This window comes from Nocardia beijingensis NBRC 16342 (assembly GCF_001612785.1).
GTDB classification, from domain to species: Bacteria; Actinomycetota; Actinomycetes; order Mycobacteriales; family Mycobacteriaceae; genus Nocardia; species Nocardia beijingensis.
In genome coordinates, this window is sequence record NZ_BDBC01000017.1 from 138,238 (window position 1) to 156,264 (window position 18,027).

Consider the following 18,027-nt stretch of genomic DNA (forward strand, 5'->3'; position numbering starts at 1 on the left):
CGATCGGTATCGTCGCGATATGCCCGCGTTGATCGCTCCGACGACACGTCTGCATGCGGCCTGGCTGGAGGCGCATCGGGAGTGGGGACCTGGTCCGCATGAGGACGGTTTCGGATTGCGGTCGTACGACGAGGTGAATTTGCCGGCCGGTTTCGCGGCCTGGGTGGCTCGGTTGGCGGACGAATCGAGTGGGGCGTGGGCCGAGACCGGCCGGGCGCGGTGCACCTATCGGTGGATAGTCGAGGGCGATCAGGTGCTCGGCGGGATCGCGCTGCGGCACGGGTTCGACGACTTCGTGCGGTGGGCCGGCCACATCGGATACGGCATTCGACCGTCGGCGCGCAGGCGCGGGCTGGCGAGCTGGGCTCTGGGCCGGATGCTCGACGAGGCGGGGGAACTCGGCATGGATCGGGTGCTGATCGTCTGTGCTACCGACAACATCGCCTCGGCGAAGACCATCGAGCGCCAAGGCGGCGTGCTCGAGCGGATCGTGGACACCCAGCTCGGTCCGGCACGACGTTACTGGGTCGACACCGGCGTCCATGGCCGACGGTCCGGCCGCAGCGCCGAACAGGCCACGCCGCGACCATGAAGCCACTTGCGCAGGGGCTTGCTGTTGCGCCCACGGAGTCGCGCCTGTCCCTCTCTGCGGACGTAAAATATTCGGCACGAAACCACTCCTCGAGGAGGTCGGTGATGACCGACAGTCCACGATCGATCGCCGCGATAGACAAAACGCTCCCCCCGGGTGCGGATGAGGAGCGATTCTCCGGCTACGGAGTGATGGGAATGCCTTTCGCCAGTGGTCACTATTTGGCCCTGCGGCATTTCCCGGCCAGTTCGGTCGGCGCGGGATACGACGCGGTGTGGCATCGAGACGCCGGCGGCAAATGGGTGATCTACAGCAGTGTTTCCCCGGCGACCAGCTGCGCCCGCTATTTCGGATCGGCGCTCGAGGACGCGCGAGTCGAAGACATCTCGGTGGACTGGACGGGGCCCGCCGCGTTCACCGTGCGAGTGGGCGACCGGATCGTGTGGAATCTGGAGCTGGGACGATCGCTGGCGACGGCCGCGATGACCGGTCTCGGTCGCATGATGCCCGCCGCTTTGTGGCGGCGTCCCGCCGTCTTGTCGCTCATGTCGCGGATGGCGGGTCCGGCGCTCGGCCTCGGGCGGGTCCGGCTCAGCGGCACTTCGCCGAATGGTCAGTGGTTCCTTGCCAATCCCCGGATGCTGTGGACCGTGGAAAACAGTACGGCCCGGATCGACGGAATAGATATCGGCCCGCCGGGACCTCTGGCCGAACAGGCCAGATTGGGCGACTTCTGGCTACCGCAACGCGGCATGTTCGCCGTGGGCGAGTCGTATTTCGAGCAGTACGATCCGGCGCGCCACCGCCCCGCCCGCCCGGTTTCTTGAATCGCCGCGCTCGATGATCTCCGCAGGCTCTGCTTCTAGGCAGAGTCAGGTTCTCCCCCGCTGTGCCCGGTCGGCGAGTCGAAAAATTCCGGCCCAAGGGTTGATATCCGCCCGAGCCTCCCCTGAGCAAAGTAGGTGGTGTCCACGTGCGGGGAAGCCCCGAGGAAGGGAGGATGAAATGAAGTACGTGGTTTCGTGGACTTACCGTTGGACCGGCTCCGCACCGGAGAACGAGGCGAGTATCCGGCGCGCATTGGATGTCTTCGCGAATTGGAAACCGCTCACCACCACGACGTACCACCAACTCGTCGGCAGACTCGACGGCAGCGGCGGGTTCGCGGTGGTGGAGACCGACAATCCGGCGGACTTGGCGGACGCTCCGAACAAATTCGCCTTCTTCGCGGACTACCAGATCTACCCTGTCGTCGATATCGCCGAAGCCGCGCAGGGAGTTCAGGAAGGCGCGGAGTTCAGGGCGTCGATCGCCTGATCCCATATCGCCCGAGGCGTCCGCAGTAGAGCGGTCGGCAAGGACCGCTCAGGCCGAGCGACGTCCGGTGACCAGGAGGTATTCCCACTCCATCCGCCCGCTGCCCGCGTCGTGCCGGGCGGCGAGATCGAGGAGTGCCCGATCCAACTGCGCGACACGATCGGGCTCCGCACCGATGGCCTTGTACACCGCGACCGTCGGGCCGTAGTAGGACTTGAAGAAATCACGGAACTCGGCCGCATCGGCGAAGCGGTCGATGACGGCCTTCTCACGTCGCAGCTCCAGGTCGGTGACACGATCGCCCAACAGCGACCGCACGTGCGCCTCGTCGCCCCACAGCGGCGGTGGCTGTGCGCCGGGCGGAGGCGGCGGAGCGAACGGCTTCATGGTGGCGAACATCTGCCCGATGAATCCGTCGGGCGTCCAGTTGATCAACCCGATGGTGCCGCCGGGCTTGGTCACGCGCACCAGTTCGTCCGCCGCCGCCTGATGGAACGGCGCGAACATGATGCCGACGCACGAGACCACGGCGTCGAACTCCGCGTCGGCGTAGGGCAACGCCTCGGCATCGGCCTCCTGCCACCGCAGCTCGACGCCCCGCGCGGCGGCGATACGCCGCCCGGCCTCGAACAGCTCCGGCGTGAGGTCGCTCGCCACGACGTCCGCACCGGCCTCCGCCGCGGGGATGGCGGCATTCCCGGATCCGGCCGCGATGTCCAGCACCCGCTGCCCCGGACCGATCCCGCAGACCTCGACCAGACGCCGACCCAGTCCGGGGATGACTTCGGTGGCGATGGACGAATAATCGCCCAGCGCCCACATCGCGCGATGCCGCCGCTTGAGATCCGTGGGGCCGGATTCGGCCATCTGAAGCTCCCTAGGTGCTCTTGGTGGCCACACCCAGGATCAGCGGTCGAATGATCGGCGGCTCGCCCCGCCACTCCGCTTCCTGTACGTCGTCGAGCTTCAGACCGGACGCCCGGATGAGCTCGAGAGTGGCGCGGTTGCAGTGGCAGCCCTCCGCGAATCGGCGCCACGGGCCGGCGAGGCGGTCTTGCCAACGGGCCAGGCGCGGGGACTCCGAACGCACGTGCTCGATGAACAGCAGCTGACCGCCGGGACGCAACACCCGCGTGATCTCGCGCAGTACCGGATCGGGATCATCGACAGTGCACAGCACGAGCGTCGAGACGACCGTGTCCACGGTTTCGTTCTCGAACGGCAGTTGTTCCGCCGATGCGTCGAGCACGCGTGCACGACCTGGACTGCGATGCATCCTACGCGCCAACCGCGTACGCATCGCGGGCTCCGGTTCGGTCAAGATCAGCTCTTCGAGGCCGTCCGGGTAGTACCCCACGTTGAGACCGGTACCGCTGCCCAGCTCGACAGTCCGCCCCCTCGCACGGCCGAGCAGTTCCCGTCGGCGAGCGGCCATACCCGCCCGCTCGCCCATCCACAGCAGAGGGTCGTACAGCGCCGCGAAAACCCGGGCCCACGGATCCGAGCCCTTCACCGCTGCCCCTGGCACGGCGCCACTGCTCACAAACTAGACGGTACGCCGGGCGGGCAGCATCGCCAATGTCCAGCGGTGAACTCCGCCGAAGAGGCTCCACACCGACCCGCGAGCACCGGCTAGATCCACGACAGACGGCGATCAGCCCGGCGTCCGCCACCGCCATCGACCACGATGCAACGGCTACGCGCGCGAGACGCTGTACGCGCTGCTGAAACAACCACCATGGGAATGCGCGACGAGGTTCGAGCTCTGTGCGACCGAGTCGGCGTCACGGCGTACCGAACTGAGTGGAAGCGCCTCGGCGCAGCGGGACGCGGCGGCTACTGTCGGGGGGCATGACGACCGAACACGCGACGCCCGATCCCGCACCGTCGTTCCATACGAGCGCTATTCCCGCCGATCGCTCCGCACCGGCCCATGACGCCGCCGACGATCCGATGGCCGTGCTGATAGGCATCCTGGATCTGCAAGCGGCGCTGCCGGGGATCCGCCGGATGCGGCAATGGGGGCACGACGTTCTGGCGGTCACATCGGGTGAGCGGGCACTCGACATCGGCGCCGGGACAGGGTCCGAAGTGCTCGAACTCGCCCGGCGAGTCGGGCCGGACGGCGAGGCTGTCGGTGTCGATCCGAATCCCGCGATGCTCGCCGTCGCCGGCGCGCGAGCCGAGGCCGCCGGTGTGCCTGCGCGTCTTGTCGAAGGCACCGCCTACCACCTGCCTTTCCCGGACGCGTCGTTCGACGCGGTGCGTTGCGAGCGCGTCTACCAGCATCTCGACGACCCGGCCGCCGCCACCGCCGAAATCGCGCGGGTCCTGCGGCCGGGCGGGCGTGTGCTGCTCATCGACAGCGACTGGCACACCGCCATCGCCCATCCCGGGGACGACGATGTGATCGCCCGCCTGCGCGAGTCGATGCTCGCGACCACCCCGAACCCCAAGTCGGGCAGGAGCCTTCGCGGTCTGCTCACCGCGGCCGGATTCGCGATCGATGACGTGGGATCGCAGGCGGTGATCTGGGACCCGGAAACCATCCGCCCGCTCTTCGCCCAGATGACCGAACGCGCCCGCGCCGCGGGCTCGATCACCGAGCAAGAACGCACCGACCTGGCTGCCGCCATGGAGGCGGGAATCGCCAGGGGCGATTACCACCTGTCGGTGACCATGTTCGCTGTGCTCGCCCACCGAGCGGAGTGAACGACCCGGCTCGTTCATCGAGCTGCTGCGGCTGCCCGCCGAGGTGCGCGCGTTGTTGGACAGCATGATTCCGGACGGCTACTGGAATCCGTGGTCGCACGGCTAGGGGTGCGCCCCGGGCATGGCGCGGCAGCGGCGGCAGCCGGATTCCTTACCCCACGTCCCGGCGCAGCCAGGTGACCTCGGCTCCGGATTCCGTTCCGTAGCGGTAGATTTCGAGATCTTCGTCCCAGGCGGTACCGAGGGCGCGGTCGATTTCGGCGGCCAGGTCGTAGGCGGAGTACTTGCCGAGTTCGCGGGTGGCCTGGAGCATCGCGCGCAGGCGCATCTCGCCGATCATGACGTCGCCGTTGGCGCTCGTGGAGCCGTGCCACAGGCCGAGGCCGGGGACGAAGCTGTAGCGCTCACCGTCCACGCCGTCGCTGGGGTCCTCGGTCACCTCGAAGCGCAGCACCGGCCAGGAGCGCAACGATTGGGCGATCTTCGAGGCGGTGCCGACGGGGCCGATCCACTCACTGGTGGCGCGCAGTTGACCGTCGGCCGGTTGGGCGGTCCAGCGCAGTTTCGCCGGGGCGCCGAGGGCCGAGGTGAGCGCCCACTCGACATGCGGGCACAGCGCGGCAGGCGACGAGTGGATGTAGACCACACCCGCCGTCGCGTCCGCGAACTGACTCGATGCGCGCACCACCAACACCTCCAGCTTCGACGAGGAACGTCTTCCCCAACGATTCGTCTAACTGGCGTTGCCTGAGTGTACTGGAGTGTCCGAAGTTACACGTGTTACTTCGGGACCGTGTTGCGCGTGGCGGTCGCCTCCGCGATGACGGCATCGCTCAGCGGTGGCCACGCCGCGCGCGCCCAGTCGCCGAAATTCTCGTCGCTCAAGGCGAGACACGCCAACCCCGTGTTCGGGTCAACCCATAAAAATGTCCCGGATTGGCCGAAATGTCCATAGGTTTGTGGCGAATTCGTGCCACCGGTCCAGTGCGGCGTCTTGCCGTCGCGGATCTCGAAGCCCAGTCCCCAGTCGTTCGGGCGCTGCGAACCGTAGCCGGGCAGCACGCCGTTCACGCCGGAGAACTGGACCGAGGTGGCCTCGGCGTGCGTCTGCGCCGAGATCAGCTGGGGATGCAGCAATTCGGCGGCGAAGCGGGCCAGATCCGCCGCGGTGGACCGCGCCGCGTGCCCGGCCGGACCGGTCAGCACCGAATCGGCCATGCCGAGCGGGCGGAACACCGCGTCGCGCAGGTACTCGTCGAACGCGATTCCGGTCTGCGCGGTGACGAATTCGGCGAGCACCTCGAAACCCGAGCTGGAGTAGATCCGCCGGGTCCCCGGCGCGGCCTGGACGTCGGTGGTGTCGAACGCGAGTCCGGACGTGTGCGCCAGCAGATGACGCACGGTGGCGCCGGGCGGTCCTGCGGGCTGGTCGAGTTCGACCGCGCCCTCCTCCACCGCGACCAGCACCGCGTACGCCACCAGCGGCTTGGTCACCGACGCGAGCGGGAACACCCGCCGCACATCGCCTTCGCTCGCGACACCGCCGTCGGCGGTGACCGCCGCGGCCGCCGCGTGCCGCACCGGCCATTCCCGGATCTGCTCGAGTGAACGCACCCTGCGAGCCTACGAGAACCGGATACCTACCATCCATTCACCATGAGTGGACGCCCACTGTTCACGGGGATGTCGCACCGGGTTTCGAACCGGTCGCCGCGCCTTCGCCGCAGATCCGAGCGCCACGGCGAAATCGGCGCGGCCGTCGCCGTCTACGCGGGAGAGCACCCCCTGGCGGATCTATGGACCGGGTTCCGCGATCGCGGGCGCACCGTGGTGGCCACGGTTGACAAGCTGTTGGGTTTATACAACAGTATGTTGTATGAGCCCGGTGAGACGTGGGAAAAATCTTCCCATCTACAACCGTATCGGGGTGTTACGTGCCGAGCGGAGAATGAGCCGGGTCCAGCTCGCCGAGGCAATCGAGGTGAATCCGCAGACGGTGGGTGCGCTGGAACGGGGCGATCACTATCCGAGCCTCGATCTGGCGCTGCGGATCTGCGATGTGTTCGGGCTGCCGGTCGAGGCGGTGTTCTCGCGGGAGGAATTCGCGCCGCTGTCCACGGCGGTCTACCGGAACGACAAAGGGGATGTTCGATGACGCGCCCGAATCTGCTGGAGCGCTACCAGGCTCGCCGGACACGCCGGTTCGAGTCGTCCGCCGAGCGCTGGGCCCACATGTTGCCGCGGTGGCGGACGCGTCGCCGCCGTCGGTTGCTGGTGGCGGCTCTCGCGGCCACATTCCTGGTGCTGGCGGTCGTCGCGGTGCTGATCGCGTGCGGTCTGGAGCGAGGCCCTCTGCTGTGGGCGCCGGCCTGTCTGGTGTTCTTTCCGCTGTGGATCTCGCTCCAGATCGTCTCGGGCCGCCAGGCTGACGCGCCCGTCGGCACCCTGGACGAATGGGAGCTCGAGCAGCGTAACGCGGCTCGCTCGGTAGGGCTCACCCTCACCCAGACGCTGGCGATGATTCCCGCGATCTGGCTGATCGTCGTGGGCGGGTTCACCGACCTCGACAACATCCAGGCGGCCTACGCGGGCGGTGTGATGCTGCTGACCGCGCTGCTCGTCGGCGGCTGTACCCCGACGATGGTCCTGGCCTGGACCCGACCCGACCCGGAACCGGAGGACGAGTGATGAATCTGCTCGCCGAAGACCTGATGCTGCTGCTTCTCGACGAACGCACTGGGCACTCGATGGCCGACAGCACCCGTACCCCGAGGATTCTCGCCGGAGCAGTGCTTCTGGACCTGATCGAGGCCGGGGCGATCCGGCTGGCCGGGCCGGGCGACGAGGCGAAACCGGGCCGGATCGTGGTGAGCGCGAACAGGAGTGCCGATCCGATCCTCGGCGACGCGCTCGCCAGGATCGAGGCGGGACGTCCGATGCAAGCCCGAGCCGCGATCGAGAAATTGTCGAAGGGATTGCAGCCGAAGGTGTTGCACCGGCTGGCGGACGAAGGCCTGGTACGCGTCGAACACCACCGGGCACTGGGCGTCTTTCCCCGGACCGCTTGGGTTCCGAGCCGACACCGCGAGGAACTCCGGGACCGGCTCACACCGCCGTTCGCCCACCCCGACGCCCCCGTCGAGCCTCGCGCGGCCGCACTGATCTCGCTACTGTCGGCGGCCGACGCGGCGCCGAAGGTCTTCCACGACCGTGACCGCCGGATGGTGAAGCAGCGCGCCAAGGAGATCGCCGCCGGGGACTGGGCCGCGAAGGCCGCCAGGGACGCGGTACGAGCGGTCGAAGCGGCGCTCACCGCCGCCGTCGTGTTGAGTGCCGCGGCAACGGGCTCCGCATAGGTCGCGAAGCGACGGGACGCCGCATTCCCGCTCGGCAGCCGGTCCCGTACGACTTCATCGCACGGATCGATACCGAACTCCCGAGCGGGTTCACTGCGGCACCTCGCGCCGCGACGACGAGCACCGCATCCCAGCGGCTGTCCTCGATGGGGCCGGGATCACCAGTCGGCTTCGGTGTATTTGATGATCCCGCGGATGTTCTTGCCGTCCAGCATGTCCTGGTAGCCCTGGTTGATCTCCTCCAGGGAGTAGCTGCGGGTGACCATGTCGTCCAGGTTGAGCTGGCCGGACTTGTACAGCGACAGCAGGCGCGGCGCGTCCTGGCGGGCGTTGCCGCCGCCGAAGATGCAGCCCTTCACCGTCTTCTGCAGCATCGACAGCAGGAAGCTGTTCAGCTTGACGTCGTTCTCGTCCATCCGGCCCATCGAGGTGACCACCAGGGTGCCCGCCTTCGAGGTGAGGATCAGGCCCTCTTCGATGTATTCGCCGTGCATCTCACCCATGGTCAGGATGACCTTCTCGGCCATCCGGCCCTCGGTGGCCTCCATCAGCGGCATGATCGCGGCGGCCATGCTCTCGTAGGTGTGCGTGGCGCCGAACTTCTGCGCCTGCTCGCGCTTCCACGGATTCGGATCGATCGCCACCACCTTCGACGCGCCCGACAGCACCGCGCCCTGCAAGGCGCTCATGCCGACGCCGCCGATGCCCGCGATCACCACGGTCTCGCCGGGAGCGACCTGGGCGACGTGGGTGGAGGAGCCGAAACCGGTGGGGACGCCACAGCCGACCAGGCAGGCCACCTCGAACGGGATGCTCGGATCGATCTTCACCACGGAGGTGTGGTGCACCGTCATATACGGCGCGAAGGTGCCCAGCAGGCACATCGGGATGACGTTCTCGCCACGGGCCTGGATGCGGTAGGTGCCGTCGCTGATCGCCTGCCCCATCAGCAGACCGGCGCCGAGATCGCACAGCGCCATGTGTCCCGCCACGCACGCCGGACAGCGGCCGCAGGCGGGGATGAACGACAGGATCACGTGATCGCCGACCTGCAGATCGGCCGGGCAGTTCGGGCCGAGCTTGGTGATCACGCCCGCGCCTTCGTGCCCGCCCATGACGGGGAAGGACGGCATCGGGGTCGCTCCGGTCACGATGTGGTGGTCGGAGTGGCACATACCGGCGGTTTCCATCCGGATCTGCACCTCGCCGGCGACCGGGTCACCGACCTCGATCTCCTCCACCGACCACGGCTGGTCGATCCCCCACAGGATCGCGCCCTTCGTCTTCATTTCCTGTCGACCCTCTCGCATGCACGTGCTTATATGTGACTGCACCCACAGTACGAGAAAAATGTAACGCGTTCTAGTACCGCCCGGAAAATTCGTCGGTACCGCGTGACCTTGAAACCGAACGCGTTACAGTTCTGCGCTGTGTCAGCCTCGGACGTCGTGCAGGTGGTGGACCAGATCGTGCACGAAGTACCGGCTGAACGACTCGACCGTGAACTGCGCCCCGTCGCCGCGCGCGCCGCGCAGCCCGCGCCGCTCGGGCGGCACCGATTCGAAGGAGCGCGCCACCCGCTCGGCGGCCTCCGCCAGCTCCGCGTCCACCCGGGCCGGGTCCTGCTCGTTGTAGCGGTCGGCCACCGCCGTCGCGTCCTGGTCCCAGTTCGGGAAGCGCGGCGGCTCGCCCTCAGGGTCACCGGCCAGCATCAGGCCGAGGCGCGTGTCGAAGAGGCGGCACACATCGCGCACATGCGCGCCGTATTCCAGAGCGGACCAGGTCGATTCGTCCGGCCGCACGCGGACGCCGGGGCGGTTGAGCACCGCGGCGAAACGGACGGCGGCGTCCCTGGTGAGGACGGGGACGGCAGCATAGGTGGTCGCGGCGGCGTCGAAACCGCATTCCGGACAGGCGCGCTCGAGCACCCAAGTCCAGTCCTTGACATCGGGAACGATCGGCATGCGCTCAACCTAGGCGCGGCCGTATCGGGCCTTCCACCGATATCCGGTCAACTATCGGGCACATCCCGACAGTGTCACTCCATCAGCCGCTGCGCCCGTTCGAAGAGTTCCAGCGTGATCGCGTGCAGGAAGTCGCCGACCTGTTTGGGGGCCTTATCCGCGAACGCGCGGGCATGCGTGCCCTCGAGGACGATGCCGAGCTTGAAGCAGGCCAGCACGGTGTACCAGGGCATCGCGGTCAGGTCGCGATCGGAGAACCGCGCGTAGTGCTCGATCATCTCCTCGGCCGTCGGCAGCCCGCCGACCGCGCCGAGCTTGCCGACCAGCGCCGCACCGGTGGTGCCCGGCTCCGGACGGGTGGCGATCTGCCAGCCCAGATCGAGCAACGGGTCGCCGATGGTCGACATCTCCCAGTCGACCATCGCCGCCACCTGCGGACCGTCGAAGGAGAACATCATGTTCGCCAGGTGGCAGTCGCCGTGCAGGATGCCGGGGGTCCACTGGGCGGGGCGATTGCGGTCCAGCCACTCGCCCACCGCCGCCACGCCGGGGATCTCGGGGCCGGGGTAGCCCTCGTTGGCCGAGTAGGACTCGAGTTCACCCAGCCAGCGCGGCACCTGGCGTTCCAGGAAACCCTCCGGCTTGCCGTAATCGGCCAGCCCGAGCGCCCGGTAGTCCAGCGCGCCCAGACGCGCGATGGCCTCGACCGCCGACAGCCCCATCTGCCTGCGGATCTCCGGATCGCTCGCGTGCGGTTCGGGCAGTTCGTTCTGCGGGTTGAAACCGTGGATCGGCTCCATCAGGTAGAACACCGCGCCGAGCACGGACTCGTCGGTGCAGGCCGCGATCACCCGGGGCGCGCGCACCTCGGTGTCGCCCAGCGCGCCGAGCAACCTCGCCTCGCGCCGGATGACGTCGTTGCTCTTGGCCCGCAGATGTTTCGGCCCGCGGCGCAACACGTAGGTCCGGCCGCCGCGCGTGAAGCGGAGCATGATGTTCTGCGTCCCGCCGCCCAGCGCGGTCACGTCCTCGAACTCACCCCCGGACAGACCCTGCTCATCCATCCACTTTCCGACGACGGCGAAGTCGACGACGGCGGGATCGACATCGACCGGTTGCGCAACAGACATGCCCCACATTGTGCACCACCCGCCGACCCGAACTGAAGGCAGACGACAACAGTTTGCTCCGACCGGCGCGGCGTAGGGTTTCCAGCACCATGCGCACGCTGTTGATCGACAACTACGACTCGTTCACCTACAACCTGTACCAGCTGATCAGCGAGGTGAACGGCGTCGAGCCCACGGTCGTGCGCAACGACGAGGCGCGCACGGTCGCCGAACTCGGCCTGCGACGCTACGACAACGTCGTCGTCTCGCCGGGGCCGGGACGGCCGGACGTGGCTCGCGACGTAGGGATCTCCGCGGCGGTGATTCGCGAAAGCGATCTGCCGCTGCTGGGGGTGTGCCTGGGTCATCAGGGGATCGTGGTCGCGGCGGGCGGCGTGGTCGCCGAAGCGCCCGCCGCCAGGCACGGCTACCTCGATCGCATCGAGCACGACGACGAGGACCTGTTCGCGGGCGTTCCGCAGGGTTTCACTGCCGTGCGCTATCACTCACTGTGCGCGCTGCGGCCGCTGCCCGACGACCTGGAGGTCACCGCGCTGTCGGGCGACGGCGTCGTGATGGGCGTGCGGCACCGCACGCGACCGCAATGGGGTGTGCAGTTCCATCCGGAATCGATCGCCAGCGAGTTCGGCGCGGCCCTGCTGCGCAACTTCGCCCGACTCACCGCGGCGCACCGGAGCGGGCGCGCCTCGCTCGCGCCGAGCCCGTCGATCGACGCCGAGCGGGCGTTCGCCTCGGCACCGGTCGCCGTGGGCCACTCGCTCACCGCCACTCGCACCGGGGACCGCCCCGCGCCGCTGGCCGCCGAGCAGTTCCCCGCCGCGGCGGCCGAACTCGAGCGTCCCGCCGATCGCGTGGTTCGCGCCGATGCCCCGGTGCCGCGGACCTTCCGGCTGCAACGGGCCGTGCTCGAGCGGCCGATCGATACCGAGAGCGCGTTCGTGCAGCTGTACGCCAACTCCCCGACGGCGTTCTGGCTGGACAGCGAGCACGTCGAACCGGGGGCCGACCGGTTCTCCTTCCTCGGCGACGCGAGCGGCCCGCTGGCCGAGGTGCTGCGCTACCGCGTCGGCGACGGCGAGGTGACCGTGGAGTCGTCGGACGGACATCGGCGCACCGCACCCGGCGGCATTCTCGAGTTCCTGGCCGCCGAGCTGCGCGCGCGCAAGCTCGAACTGCCCGAACTGCCCTTCGATTTCGCCGGAGGCTACGTCGGCTATCTCGGCTACGAGGTCAAAGCCGACTGCGGCGGGAACATGGCGCATCGCGCGCCGACCCCGGACGCGCAGTGGATCTTCGCCGACCGAATGGTGGTGGTCGACCACGTCGGCGGGCGGACCCATCTGCTGGCGCTGAGCGACGACGGAGAGACCGCCCGCGCCGCCGCTGACTGGCTGCGCGACACCCGCGAAACCCTCGACACCCTTCCGACCTGGACGAATCCGCCGCCGCTCGAGCTGCCACCGGACGGTGACGCCGTCGCGCCACTGCTGACCCGCGGCCGGGAACGCTATCTCGCCGACATCGCGGTCTGCCAGCAGCGACTGCACGCCGGTGAGTCCTACGAGATCAACCTGACCGACAGCGCCACCATCCCCGCCGCCGCGGCCGACGGCCTCGACTTCTACCGCACGCTGCGCCGGTGCAACCCCGCCCCGTATGCCGCCTACCTGCGTTTCGACGATCTCGACATCGCCTGCTCGTCACCGGAGCGCTTCCTCAAGATCGACCGCCGCCGCGTCGTGGAGAGCAAGCCGATCAAGGGCACCGCGCCGCGTGGCGCGACGCCGGAGCAGGACGAGCGCTTGCGCCGCGAGCTGTCCGACAGCGCGAAGACCAGGGCGGAGAACCTCATGATCGTCGATCTGCTGCGCAACGATCTGGGCCGGGTCTGCGAGATCGGCAGTGTGTACGTGCCGAAACTGATGGTCACCGAGCAGTACGCGACCGTGCACCAACTGGTGTCAACGGTGCGTGGCAAACTGCGGCCCGAGGTCGGCGTTGTCGATTGCCTGCGGGCCTGTTTCCCCGGTGGCTCGATGACCGGCGCGCCGAAACTGCGCACCATGGAGATCATCGACGAACTGGAAACCGAAGCGCGCGGGGTCTATTCGGGCACCATCGGCTTCCTCGGGCTCGGGGGCACCGCCGACCTGAACATCGTGATCCGCACCGCCGTCCGCTACGGCGGACGCTGGCGGATCGGGGCGGGCGGGGCCATCGTGCTCGACTCCGACCCGGCCGACGAATACCACGAGGTCCTGCTCAAGGCTGCCGCCACGTTGCGCGCGGCCGCCGACCACGCGCACCGCTGAGCGCGGTATTCGGCTATTTGCGCCGCCTGGTCGACTTCCGCCGGGGCGGCTCATCGGCGGGTGGCTCCGGCGCGCTCAGGCCGGTCAGCTTGCCCAGCAGGGCCACGCCGGGCAGCTTCGCCAACCGCCCGAGCACGTCCTCCCCGAGCGAGATCATCGCCTCCAGCCGGGGCAGCAGCCGGTCGTAGGCGGCGAAGGCCGGATCGGCCAGTGCCAGGGTGCGGTCGAGCCGGTCGATGGTGGAGTTGAGCCGCTCGATCGCGGTGGAGAGGTTCTCGATCAGGCCGGGCAGTTGCGCGACCAGCTGCGCGGACGCGGGCGGCAGCCGCACCGCCGTGTCGAACGCCGACGTCGCGGTCAGCTGAGCGGCTTCCAGCGCCTGGCCCGCGGCCGTCTGCGCCGCTTCGACCGCCGCCTGCGCGGCGGCGAGGACGTCGGCGGGGCCTGGCACACGCCCACCGGGGAGCTTCGGGGTCTGCGGCTTACGACCCGGGCGCTTCGGGTTCGTCATGGGGAACACTGTGCCGTACGCCCCGCCGAAGGACGGGCCCTCGCGCGTTCGGCGTGTCGGAGGGTCGTGGCATAGTTCGAACACCATGAAACTCAGCAAGGGCGCGAACGCAGCGGTACCGACATCCCTTCTAGCCGTGGTTGTTTCATGGCGATCGGAGCACGCGGTGGACGCGCACGCCTTGCTGCTGGACGCCTCAGGTTCGGTGCGCTCCGACCGCGACCTGGTGTTCTACAACGCGCCGCGGCACGTGTCGCAGGCGGTCACGCTCGATCAGGAACCCGCGCCGGGCACCGCGCGGCTGAGCGTCTCGCTGCCGCGCACCGAAGCCGACGTCGACCGCATCGTGGTCTCCGGCTCGGTGGAGGACGCCACTTTCGGCGACATCGACGGGCTCACCGTCGCGGTGCACTCGGCCGATGGGGCGATCGCGACGTTCGAGATCGATGACGCGGACGCGGTGCAGGCGCTGATGTTCGGCGAGTTCTACCGCCGCGACGGGCAATGGCGTTTCCGCGCGATCGGCCAGGGCTGGTCCAGCGGGCTGGCCGGGTTGGTCACCGAGTTCGGCGTCCAGGTGAACGACCCCGAGGCGCCGGTCCGCACCACCCATCCCACCAATCCGTTCCGGGTGCGCCGCCCGGCTGCGAATTCCTCCGCGCGGGAGCGACTCTCCCCGGACCGAGAAGCCGCCGAGCGGCCCCTTCGGCACGACCCGGCCCGACGTTTCGCCCACGGATCGCTGCCCTCGGGTCAGCCGCCGCGGAACGGAGACTCTCCCTCCGAGGCCGGAACAACCGCCGCCGCCGAAAACGCGCCGGTCCCCCGTGACCCTCTCCGCGCCGACGACTCGTCGGGGCGGCTCGAAGCAACCGAGCTATGCCCGGGTATCGACACGCCTGCCCGGCCGCACACCGAGGTGCTCGACCGCGTGGACACCTCTCCCCTGCCGCGGCCCACCCACCGCCCGGTCGACCTCCACCGGCACAACCACGATGCCGCACCGCCCGCTCCGCCGCCCCCGCAGCCCGAACTCGCGGACTGGCACCCCGACCCCGGCAACCCGCAGGTCATGCGCTGGTGGGACGGCACAGCATGGACCGAGGACAGGTATCTACCGCCCCCGCCCGGCGATCGCCACTGCGCCCGCTGTGGAAACGCGCTGCGCCGCAGATTCTTCGGCGGATATGCGCCGTGCCAGAGGTGTGCCCAGGAGATCGAGGACTATCTCGTCCACTGGCACAACCGAGCGTGGCGGGTGCTCACCGGCCACGGGCCGCGCGGCCCCGAGTGGGCGGAACTGTGGGCGTCGTTGCGTTACCAGCGCATCGACGCCGGAGCGGGCCGCGCGGCCTTGCGCGACGCGGCGCTCACTTACGTGGAGCGGCTGGTCACCTTCGCCTTCGCCGACGGAGAGGTCAGGCACGCGGAACTGGAACTGTTCGAGCACGCGGTCACCGAACTCGCGCTCGGCGGGCCGCTCATCGAAGACCTGCGCAGGCGGATGCATCGCGGGAACACCCTCTACCGGCTGCGCACGGGCGATCTGCCGATCGTCCGCACACCCGGTCTGCACCTGGACCCCGAGGAGACGGTGCACCTCGACCTGCCCGCGACGCACGTGCGTCAGCTCGCCCGCGGCCCGAAGCTGACCGAGGGCAGGCTGATCGGAAGCAACAAGAAGCTACGTTTCGTCGGCGCCGACACCGGCATCGAGATGCCGTGGTCGCGAGTGGTTTCCGTGCACGCGGAACAGGGGACGGTGGTGATCGCGGCCACGTCGGCGCGCGGCGGCGCGACCTTCGCCGTCGACGATCCGGATTACGTCTCGGCCGCGCTGGAAGGCGCGCTGCGCGTGGCCAAACGCCTCGTCCTCACCCCCGGCCAGCGCGACACTCGCAGCATCCCGCAAGAGGTGAAGGCGCAGGTGTGGCAACGCGACGGCGGCCGCTGCGTCGAATGCGGCGACGGGCACTACTTGGAGTTCGACCACATCATCCCGCTCAGCCGCGGCGGCGCGACCAGCGCCGCCAACCTCCAGATCCTGTGCCGCGCGTGCAACCGGGCCAAAGGCGCCCGCATCTAGCCCGGTCTCACCCGCCGAGCAGGCCGGCGGTGCGGCCCAGATCGGCGAGCATCGCGTCGAACAGGATCTCCGGATTGTCCAGCGGAATCGGGTAGTTCCCGAACACCTCGAGCGTGACGTGGCCGTAGAGCCGCGCCCAGATCTGGATCATCAGGTACGTCACCCCGAGGTCCAGTTTCTCGGCGGGGAACTTCTGGCCCGACTCCGACAGCGCCGCCAGCAGTTCGGTCTGGAAGTGCACCAGATCTTCGCGCAACTCCGGCGGGATGACGTCGGTGGGCGGCGTGACGATGTCGTAGTTCGCCAGCAGCCTGCCCGCCGCGGCCAGGAAGACCCGGCCGAACGGCTCGTCGAAGCGGCGTAGCGCGCGGGCCTGGCCCGCGCCGGGCGAGGCGAACACCAGGGTGAACTCCCTGGTGTGCGTCAGCGCCCAGCGCCGGAATCCACGGCAGATGGCGAAGAACTGCGCGGCGCCGTCATCGGGCAGGGTGGCGAGCTCGGCGGTCAGTTCCTCGGCCAGATCGGCGCAGAAGTCCAGCCGCAGCCGCTCCAGCAGGTCTTCCAGCGAGTCGTAGTACCGGTACAGCGCGGGCGCGGTGACACCGAGCTCCCGCGCGATGGCGCGCAAGGTGACCGCATCGGGACCGCGCTGCACCAGCAGCGCGCTGGCCACCCGTCGGATATCGGTGTCGTTCACCACCGGCGAGCGACCCCGTGGTTTGGACTGTCGCACCGATCGATTCAAGCGTATTCGACTTCCCAGCGCTTGATTCCGTTCAACCAGCCCGACCGCAGCCGCACCGGCTCGGACACCTGGCGCAGATTGGGCATGACGTCGGCGATGGCGTTGAACATCAGGTCGATCTGCAACCGGGCCAGGTTCGCGCCCACGCAGTAGTGCGTGCCGGTGCCGCCGAAGCCCACGTGGGGGTTCGGATCGCGCAGCACGTCGAAGGTGAACGGATCGGCGAACGCTTCCTCGTCGAAATTGGCCGAGCTGTAGAACAGTCCGAGCCGCTGGCCCTTCTTGATCTCCTGGCCGCCGAGCACGGTGTCCTGCGTCGCGGTGCGCTGGAAGGCGGTGACCGGAGTCGCCCATCGGACGATCTCGTCGGGCGCGGTGCGCGGACGCTGCTGCCGGTAGATCTCCCACTGCTCGGGGTGGTCCACGAAGGCCTTCATACCGTGGGTGATCGAGTTGCGCGTGGTCTCGTTGCCCGCCACCGACAGCAGGATGACGAAGAACGCGAACTCGTCCGAACCGAGATGCTCGCCGTCGATGTCGGCGTTGACCAGCTGGGTGACGATGTCCTCGGCCGGGCACGCGCGGCGCTGCTCGGCCATGTTCCAGGCATACCCCATCACCTCGGCGGTGGCGGCGTGATGGTCGCCCTCGAACTCGGGATCGTCGTAGGAGATCATCTGATTGGACCAGTCGAAGATCTTCTTGCGGTCCTCCTGCGGGATGCCGATCAGCTCGGCGATGGCCTGCAACGGCAGCTCGCAGGCGACCTGTTCGACGAAATCACCGCTGCCGGACTTCTTGGCCTCGTGCACGATGCGCGCGGCGCGTTCGGTCAGCGCCGCCCGCAGGCTCTCCACCGCGCGCGGGGTGAAACCCTTGGAGATGATGCGGCGGGTCTTGGTGTGCTTGGGCGGATCCTGATTGAGCAGCAGCATGTCGCCGAGCATGTCGATCTGCTCGCGAGTGGTCTCCTCGTTGAACCGGATGATCGCGGTGTTCTCGTGCGAGGAAAACACCTCCGGGTTCTTCGAGATCTCCTTGATGTGCGCGAGCTTGGAGACGACCCAGTACCCGCCGTCGTCGAAACCGCTGGCCCGACCGGACTGAGCGCACCACCACACCGGGGCGGTGCGGCGCAGTTCGGCGAACTCCTCGATGGGCAGGCGGGTGGCGAGCAGGTCGGGGTCGGTGAAGTCGAAGCCCGTCGGGATCGACGGCGTGGTCACGGTCACGGCTAACTCCTACGGCGGTCTGGGCGCAGACCTGACGAACACGGTCAAGGGAGATGCAACCACAGAACAG

19 protein-coding genes are annotated in these 18,027 nt (G+C 68.7%); 9 read left to right on the forward strand and 10 right to left on the reverse strand.

Annotated elements, in window-relative coordinates; translation table 11 throughout:
* The first annotated feature begins 19 nt into the window (after positions 1 to 19).
* The 3 genes from NB3_RS11750 (at position 20) to NB3_RS11760 (ending at position 1,909) form a co-directional block, all read left to right on the forward strand.
* On the forward strand, positions 20 to 592 hold the full coding sequence (locus NB3_RS11750; RefSeq protein WP_067800948.1) for a GNAT family N-acetyltransferase: 573 nt from the start codon (positions 20 to 22) through the stop codon (positions 590 to 592).
* Positions 589 to 1,419: a hypothetical protein gene (locus NB3_RS11755; RefSeq protein ID WP_244891864.1), complete on the forward strand. Its 831-nt coding sequence runs from the start codon at positions 589 to 591 to the stop codon at positions 1,417 to 1,419. The genes NB3_RS11750 and NB3_RS11755 overlap by 4 nt, the downstream gene beginning before the upstream one ends.
* 178 nt (positions 1,420 to 1,597) lie before the next feature.
* Positions 1,598 to 1,909: a DUF3303 domain-containing protein gene (locus NB3_RS11760; protein ID WP_067800953.1), complete on the forward strand. Its 312-nt coding sequence runs from the start codon at positions 1,598 to 1,600 to the stop codon at positions 1,907 to 1,909.
* Between the two features lie 48 nt (positions 1,910 to 1,957).
* Here the strand turns inward: NB3_RS11760 and NB3_RS11765 are convergent, their stop codons facing one another.
* Together NB3_RS11765 and NB3_RS11770 are read right to left on the reverse strand one after the other, a co-directional pair.
* Complete coding sequence (locus NB3_RS11765; RefSeq protein ID WP_067800955.1) at positions 1,958 to 2,776, reverse strand: class I SAM-dependent methyltransferase; 819 nt, start codon at positions 2,774 to 2,776, stop codon at positions 1,958 to 1,960.
* 10 nt (positions 2,777 to 2,786) lie between these two features.
* Positions 2,787 to 3,452 carry a class I SAM-dependent methyltransferase gene (locus NB3_RS11770; RefSeq protein ID WP_244891865.1) on the reverse strand — a complete coding sequence of 222 codons (666 nt, stop codon included), beginning with the start codon at positions 3,450 to 3,452 and terminating at the stop codon, positions 2,787 to 2,789.
* 308 nt (positions 3,453 to 3,760) lie between these two features.
* Here NB3_RS11770 and NB3_RS11775 point away from each other — a divergent pair, with 308 nt between their 5' ends.
* On the forward strand, positions 3,761 to 4,621 hold the full coding sequence (locus NB3_RS11775) for a methyltransferase domain-containing protein (protein ID WP_067800962.1): 861 nt from the start codon (positions 3,761 to 3,763) through the stop codon (positions 4,619 to 4,621).
* A gap of 151 nt (positions 4,622 to 4,772) precedes the next feature.
* Here NB3_RS11775 and NB3_RS11780 read toward each other — a convergent pair whose 3' ends face one another.
* Both NB3_RS11780 and NB3_RS11785 read right to left on the reverse strand, forming a co-directional pair.
* Positions 4,773 to 5,306, reverse strand: a complete 534-nt coding sequence (locus NB3_RS11780; RefSeq protein ID WP_039796858.1) for a DUF3145 domain-containing protein — start codon at positions 5,304 to 5,306, stop codon at positions 4,773 to 4,775.
* A gap of 95 nt (positions 5,307 to 5,401) precedes the next feature.
* Positions 5,402 to 6,235: a serine hydrolase domain-containing protein gene (locus NB3_RS11785; protein ID WP_067800965.1), complete on the reverse strand. Its 834-nt coding sequence runs from the start codon at positions 6,233 to 6,235 to the stop codon at positions 5,402 to 5,404.
* Positions 6,236 to 6,497: 262 nt separating this feature from the next.
* Here NB3_RS11785 and NB3_RS11790 point away from each other — a divergent pair, with 262 nt between their 5' ends.
* From NB3_RS11790 to NB3_RS11800, 3 genes are read left to right on the forward strand one after another with little or no spacing between them, the layout of a single operon-like run.
* A complete protein-coding gene (locus NB3_RS11790; protein ID WP_067800968.1) occupies positions 6,498 to 6,776 on the forward strand; it encodes a helix-turn-helix transcriptional regulator in 279 nt (92 codons plus the stop codon).
* Positions 6,773 to 7,309, forward strand: coding sequence for a hypothetical protein (locus tag NB3_RS11795; RefSeq protein WP_067800971.1), 537 nt, complete (start codon positions 6,773 to 6,775; stop codon positions 7,307 to 7,309). Before NB3_RS11790 ends, NB3_RS11795 begins: the two co-directional genes overlap by 4 nt.
* Positions 7,309 to 7,977, forward strand: coding sequence for a GOLPH3/VPS74 family protein (locus NB3_RS11800; RefSeq protein WP_067800976.1), 669 nt, complete (start codon positions 7,309 to 7,311; stop codon positions 7,975 to 7,977). Before NB3_RS11795 ends, NB3_RS11800 begins: the two co-directional genes overlap by 1 nt.
* A 158-nt stretch (positions 7,978 to 8,135) precedes the next feature.
* On the opposite strand, the gene NB3_RS11805 is transcribed toward NB3_RS11800, so the two are convergent.
* The 3 genes from NB3_RS11805 to NB3_RS11815 all read right to left on the reverse strand — a co-directional run bounded on the left by NB3_RS11805 (position 8,136) and on the right by NB3_RS11815 (position 11,071).
* Complete coding sequence (locus NB3_RS11805) at positions 8,136 to 9,266, reverse strand: NDMA-dependent alcohol dehydrogenase (protein WP_067800980.1); 1,131 nt, start codon at positions 9,264 to 9,266, stop codon at positions 8,136 to 8,138.
* A gap of 144 nt (positions 9,267 to 9,410) precedes the next feature.
* Positions 9,411 to 9,941 (reverse strand): DinB family protein, encoded by a 531-nt coding sequence (locus NB3_RS11810; RefSeq protein WP_067800982.1) that lies wholly within the window; start codon positions 9,939 to 9,941, stop codon positions 9,411 to 9,413.
* Between the two features lie 74 nt (positions 9,942 to 10,015).
* Positions 10,016 to 11,071 carry a phosphotransferase family protein gene (locus NB3_RS11815; protein WP_067801345.1) on the reverse strand — a complete coding sequence of 352 codons (1,056 nt, stop codon included), beginning with the start codon at positions 11,069 to 11,071 and terminating at the stop codon, positions 10,016 to 10,018.
* An 89-nt stretch (positions 11,072 to 11,160) separates the two neighbouring features.
* Between NB3_RS11815 and pabB the strand changes: the two genes are divergently transcribed.
* Positions 11,161 to 13,383 (forward strand): aminodeoxychorismate synthase component I, encoded by a 2,223-nt coding sequence (gene pabB / locus NB3_RS11820; protein ID WP_067800984.1) that lies wholly within the window; start codon positions 11,161 to 11,163, stop codon positions 13,381 to 13,383.
* Positions 13,384 to 13,396: 13 nt separating this feature from the next.
* Here pabB and NB3_RS11825 read toward each other — a convergent pair whose 3' ends face one another.
* Positions 13,397 to 13,894 carry a hypothetical protein gene (locus NB3_RS11825; protein ID WP_084486153.1) on the reverse strand — a complete coding sequence of 166 codons (498 nt, stop codon included), beginning with the start codon at positions 13,892 to 13,894 and terminating at the stop codon, positions 13,397 to 13,399.
* Between the two features lie 85 nt (positions 13,895 to 13,979).
* Here NB3_RS11825 and NB3_RS11830 point away from each other — a divergent pair, with 85 nt between their 5' ends.
* On the forward strand, positions 13,980 to 15,980 hold the full coding sequence (locus NB3_RS11830; protein WP_084486154.1) for a TerD family protein: 2,001 nt from the start codon (positions 13,980 to 13,982) through the stop codon (positions 15,978 to 15,980).
* A gap of 7 nt (positions 15,981 to 15,987) precedes the next feature.
* Here the strand turns inward: NB3_RS11830 and NB3_RS11835 are convergent, their stop codons facing one another.
* Together NB3_RS11835 and NB3_RS11840 are read right to left on the reverse strand one after the other, a co-directional pair.
* On the reverse strand, positions 15,988 to 16,713 hold the full coding sequence (locus tag NB3_RS11835; protein WP_067800993.1) for a TetR/AcrR family transcriptional regulator: 726 nt from the start codon (positions 16,711 to 16,713) through the stop codon (positions 15,988 to 15,990).
* A gap of 8 nt (positions 16,714 to 16,721) precedes the next feature.
* On the reverse strand, positions 16,722 to 17,951 hold the full coding sequence (locus NB3_RS11840) for a cytochrome P450 (protein WP_067801348.1): 1,230 nt from the start codon (positions 17,949 to 17,951) through the stop codon (positions 16,722 to 16,724).
* Positions 17,952 to 18,027: the final 76 nt, after the last annotated feature.

Coding starts and splice junctions, on each gene's coding strand:
- NB3_RS11750 (WP_067800948.1), top strand. CDS start 20: ATGCCCGCGTTGATCGCTCCGACGACACGTCTGCATGCGGCCTGGCTG.
- NB3_RS11755 (WP_244891864.1), top strand. CDS start 589: ATGAAGCCACTTGCGCAGGGGCTTGCTGTTGCGCCCACGGAGTCGCGC.
- NB3_RS11760 (WP_067800953.1), top strand. CDS start 1,598: ATGAAGTACGTGGTTTCGTGGACTTACCGTTGGACCGGCTCCGCACCG.
- NB3_RS11765 (WP_067800955.1), bottom strand. CDS start 2,776: ATGGCCGAATCCGGCCCCACGGATCTCAAGCGGCGGCATCGCGCGATG.
- NB3_RS11775 (WP_067800962.1), top strand. CDS start 3,761: ATGACGACCGAACACGCGACGCCCGATCCCGCACCGTCGTTCCATACG.
- NB3_RS11790 (WP_067800968.1), top strand. CDS start 6,498: ATGAGCCCGGTGAGACGTGGGAAAAATCTTCCCATCTACAACCGTATC.
- NB3_RS11795 (WP_067800971.1), top strand. CDS start 6,773: ATGACGCGCCCGAATCTGCTGGAGCGCTACCAGGCTCGCCGGACACGC.
- NB3_RS11800 (WP_067800976.1), top strand. CDS start 7,309: ATGAATCTGCTCGCCGAAGACCTGATGCTGCTGCTTCTCGACGAACGC.
- NB3_RS11805 (WP_067800980.1), bottom strand. CDS start 9,266: ATGAAGACGAAGGGCGCGATCCTGTGGGGGATCGACCAGCCGTGGTCG.
- NB3_RS11810 (WP_067800982.1), bottom strand. CDS start 9,941: ATGCCGATCGTTCCCGATGTCAAGGACTGGACTTGGGTGCTCGAGCGC.
- NB3_RS11815 (WP_067801345.1), bottom strand. CDS start 11,071: ATGTCTGTTGCGCAACCGGTCGATGTCGATCCCGCCGTCGTCGACTTC.
- pabB (WP_067800984.1), top strand. CDS start 11,161: ATGCGCACGCTGTTGATCGACAACTACGACTCGTTCACCTACAACCTG.
- NB3_RS11825 (WP_084486153.1), bottom strand. CDS start 13,894: ATGACGAACCCGAAGCGCCCGGGTCGTAAGCCGCAGACCCCGAAGCTC.
- NB3_RS11830 (WP_084486154.1), top strand. CDS start 13,980: ATGAAACTCAGCAAGGGCGCGAACGCAGCGGTACCGACATCCCTTCTA.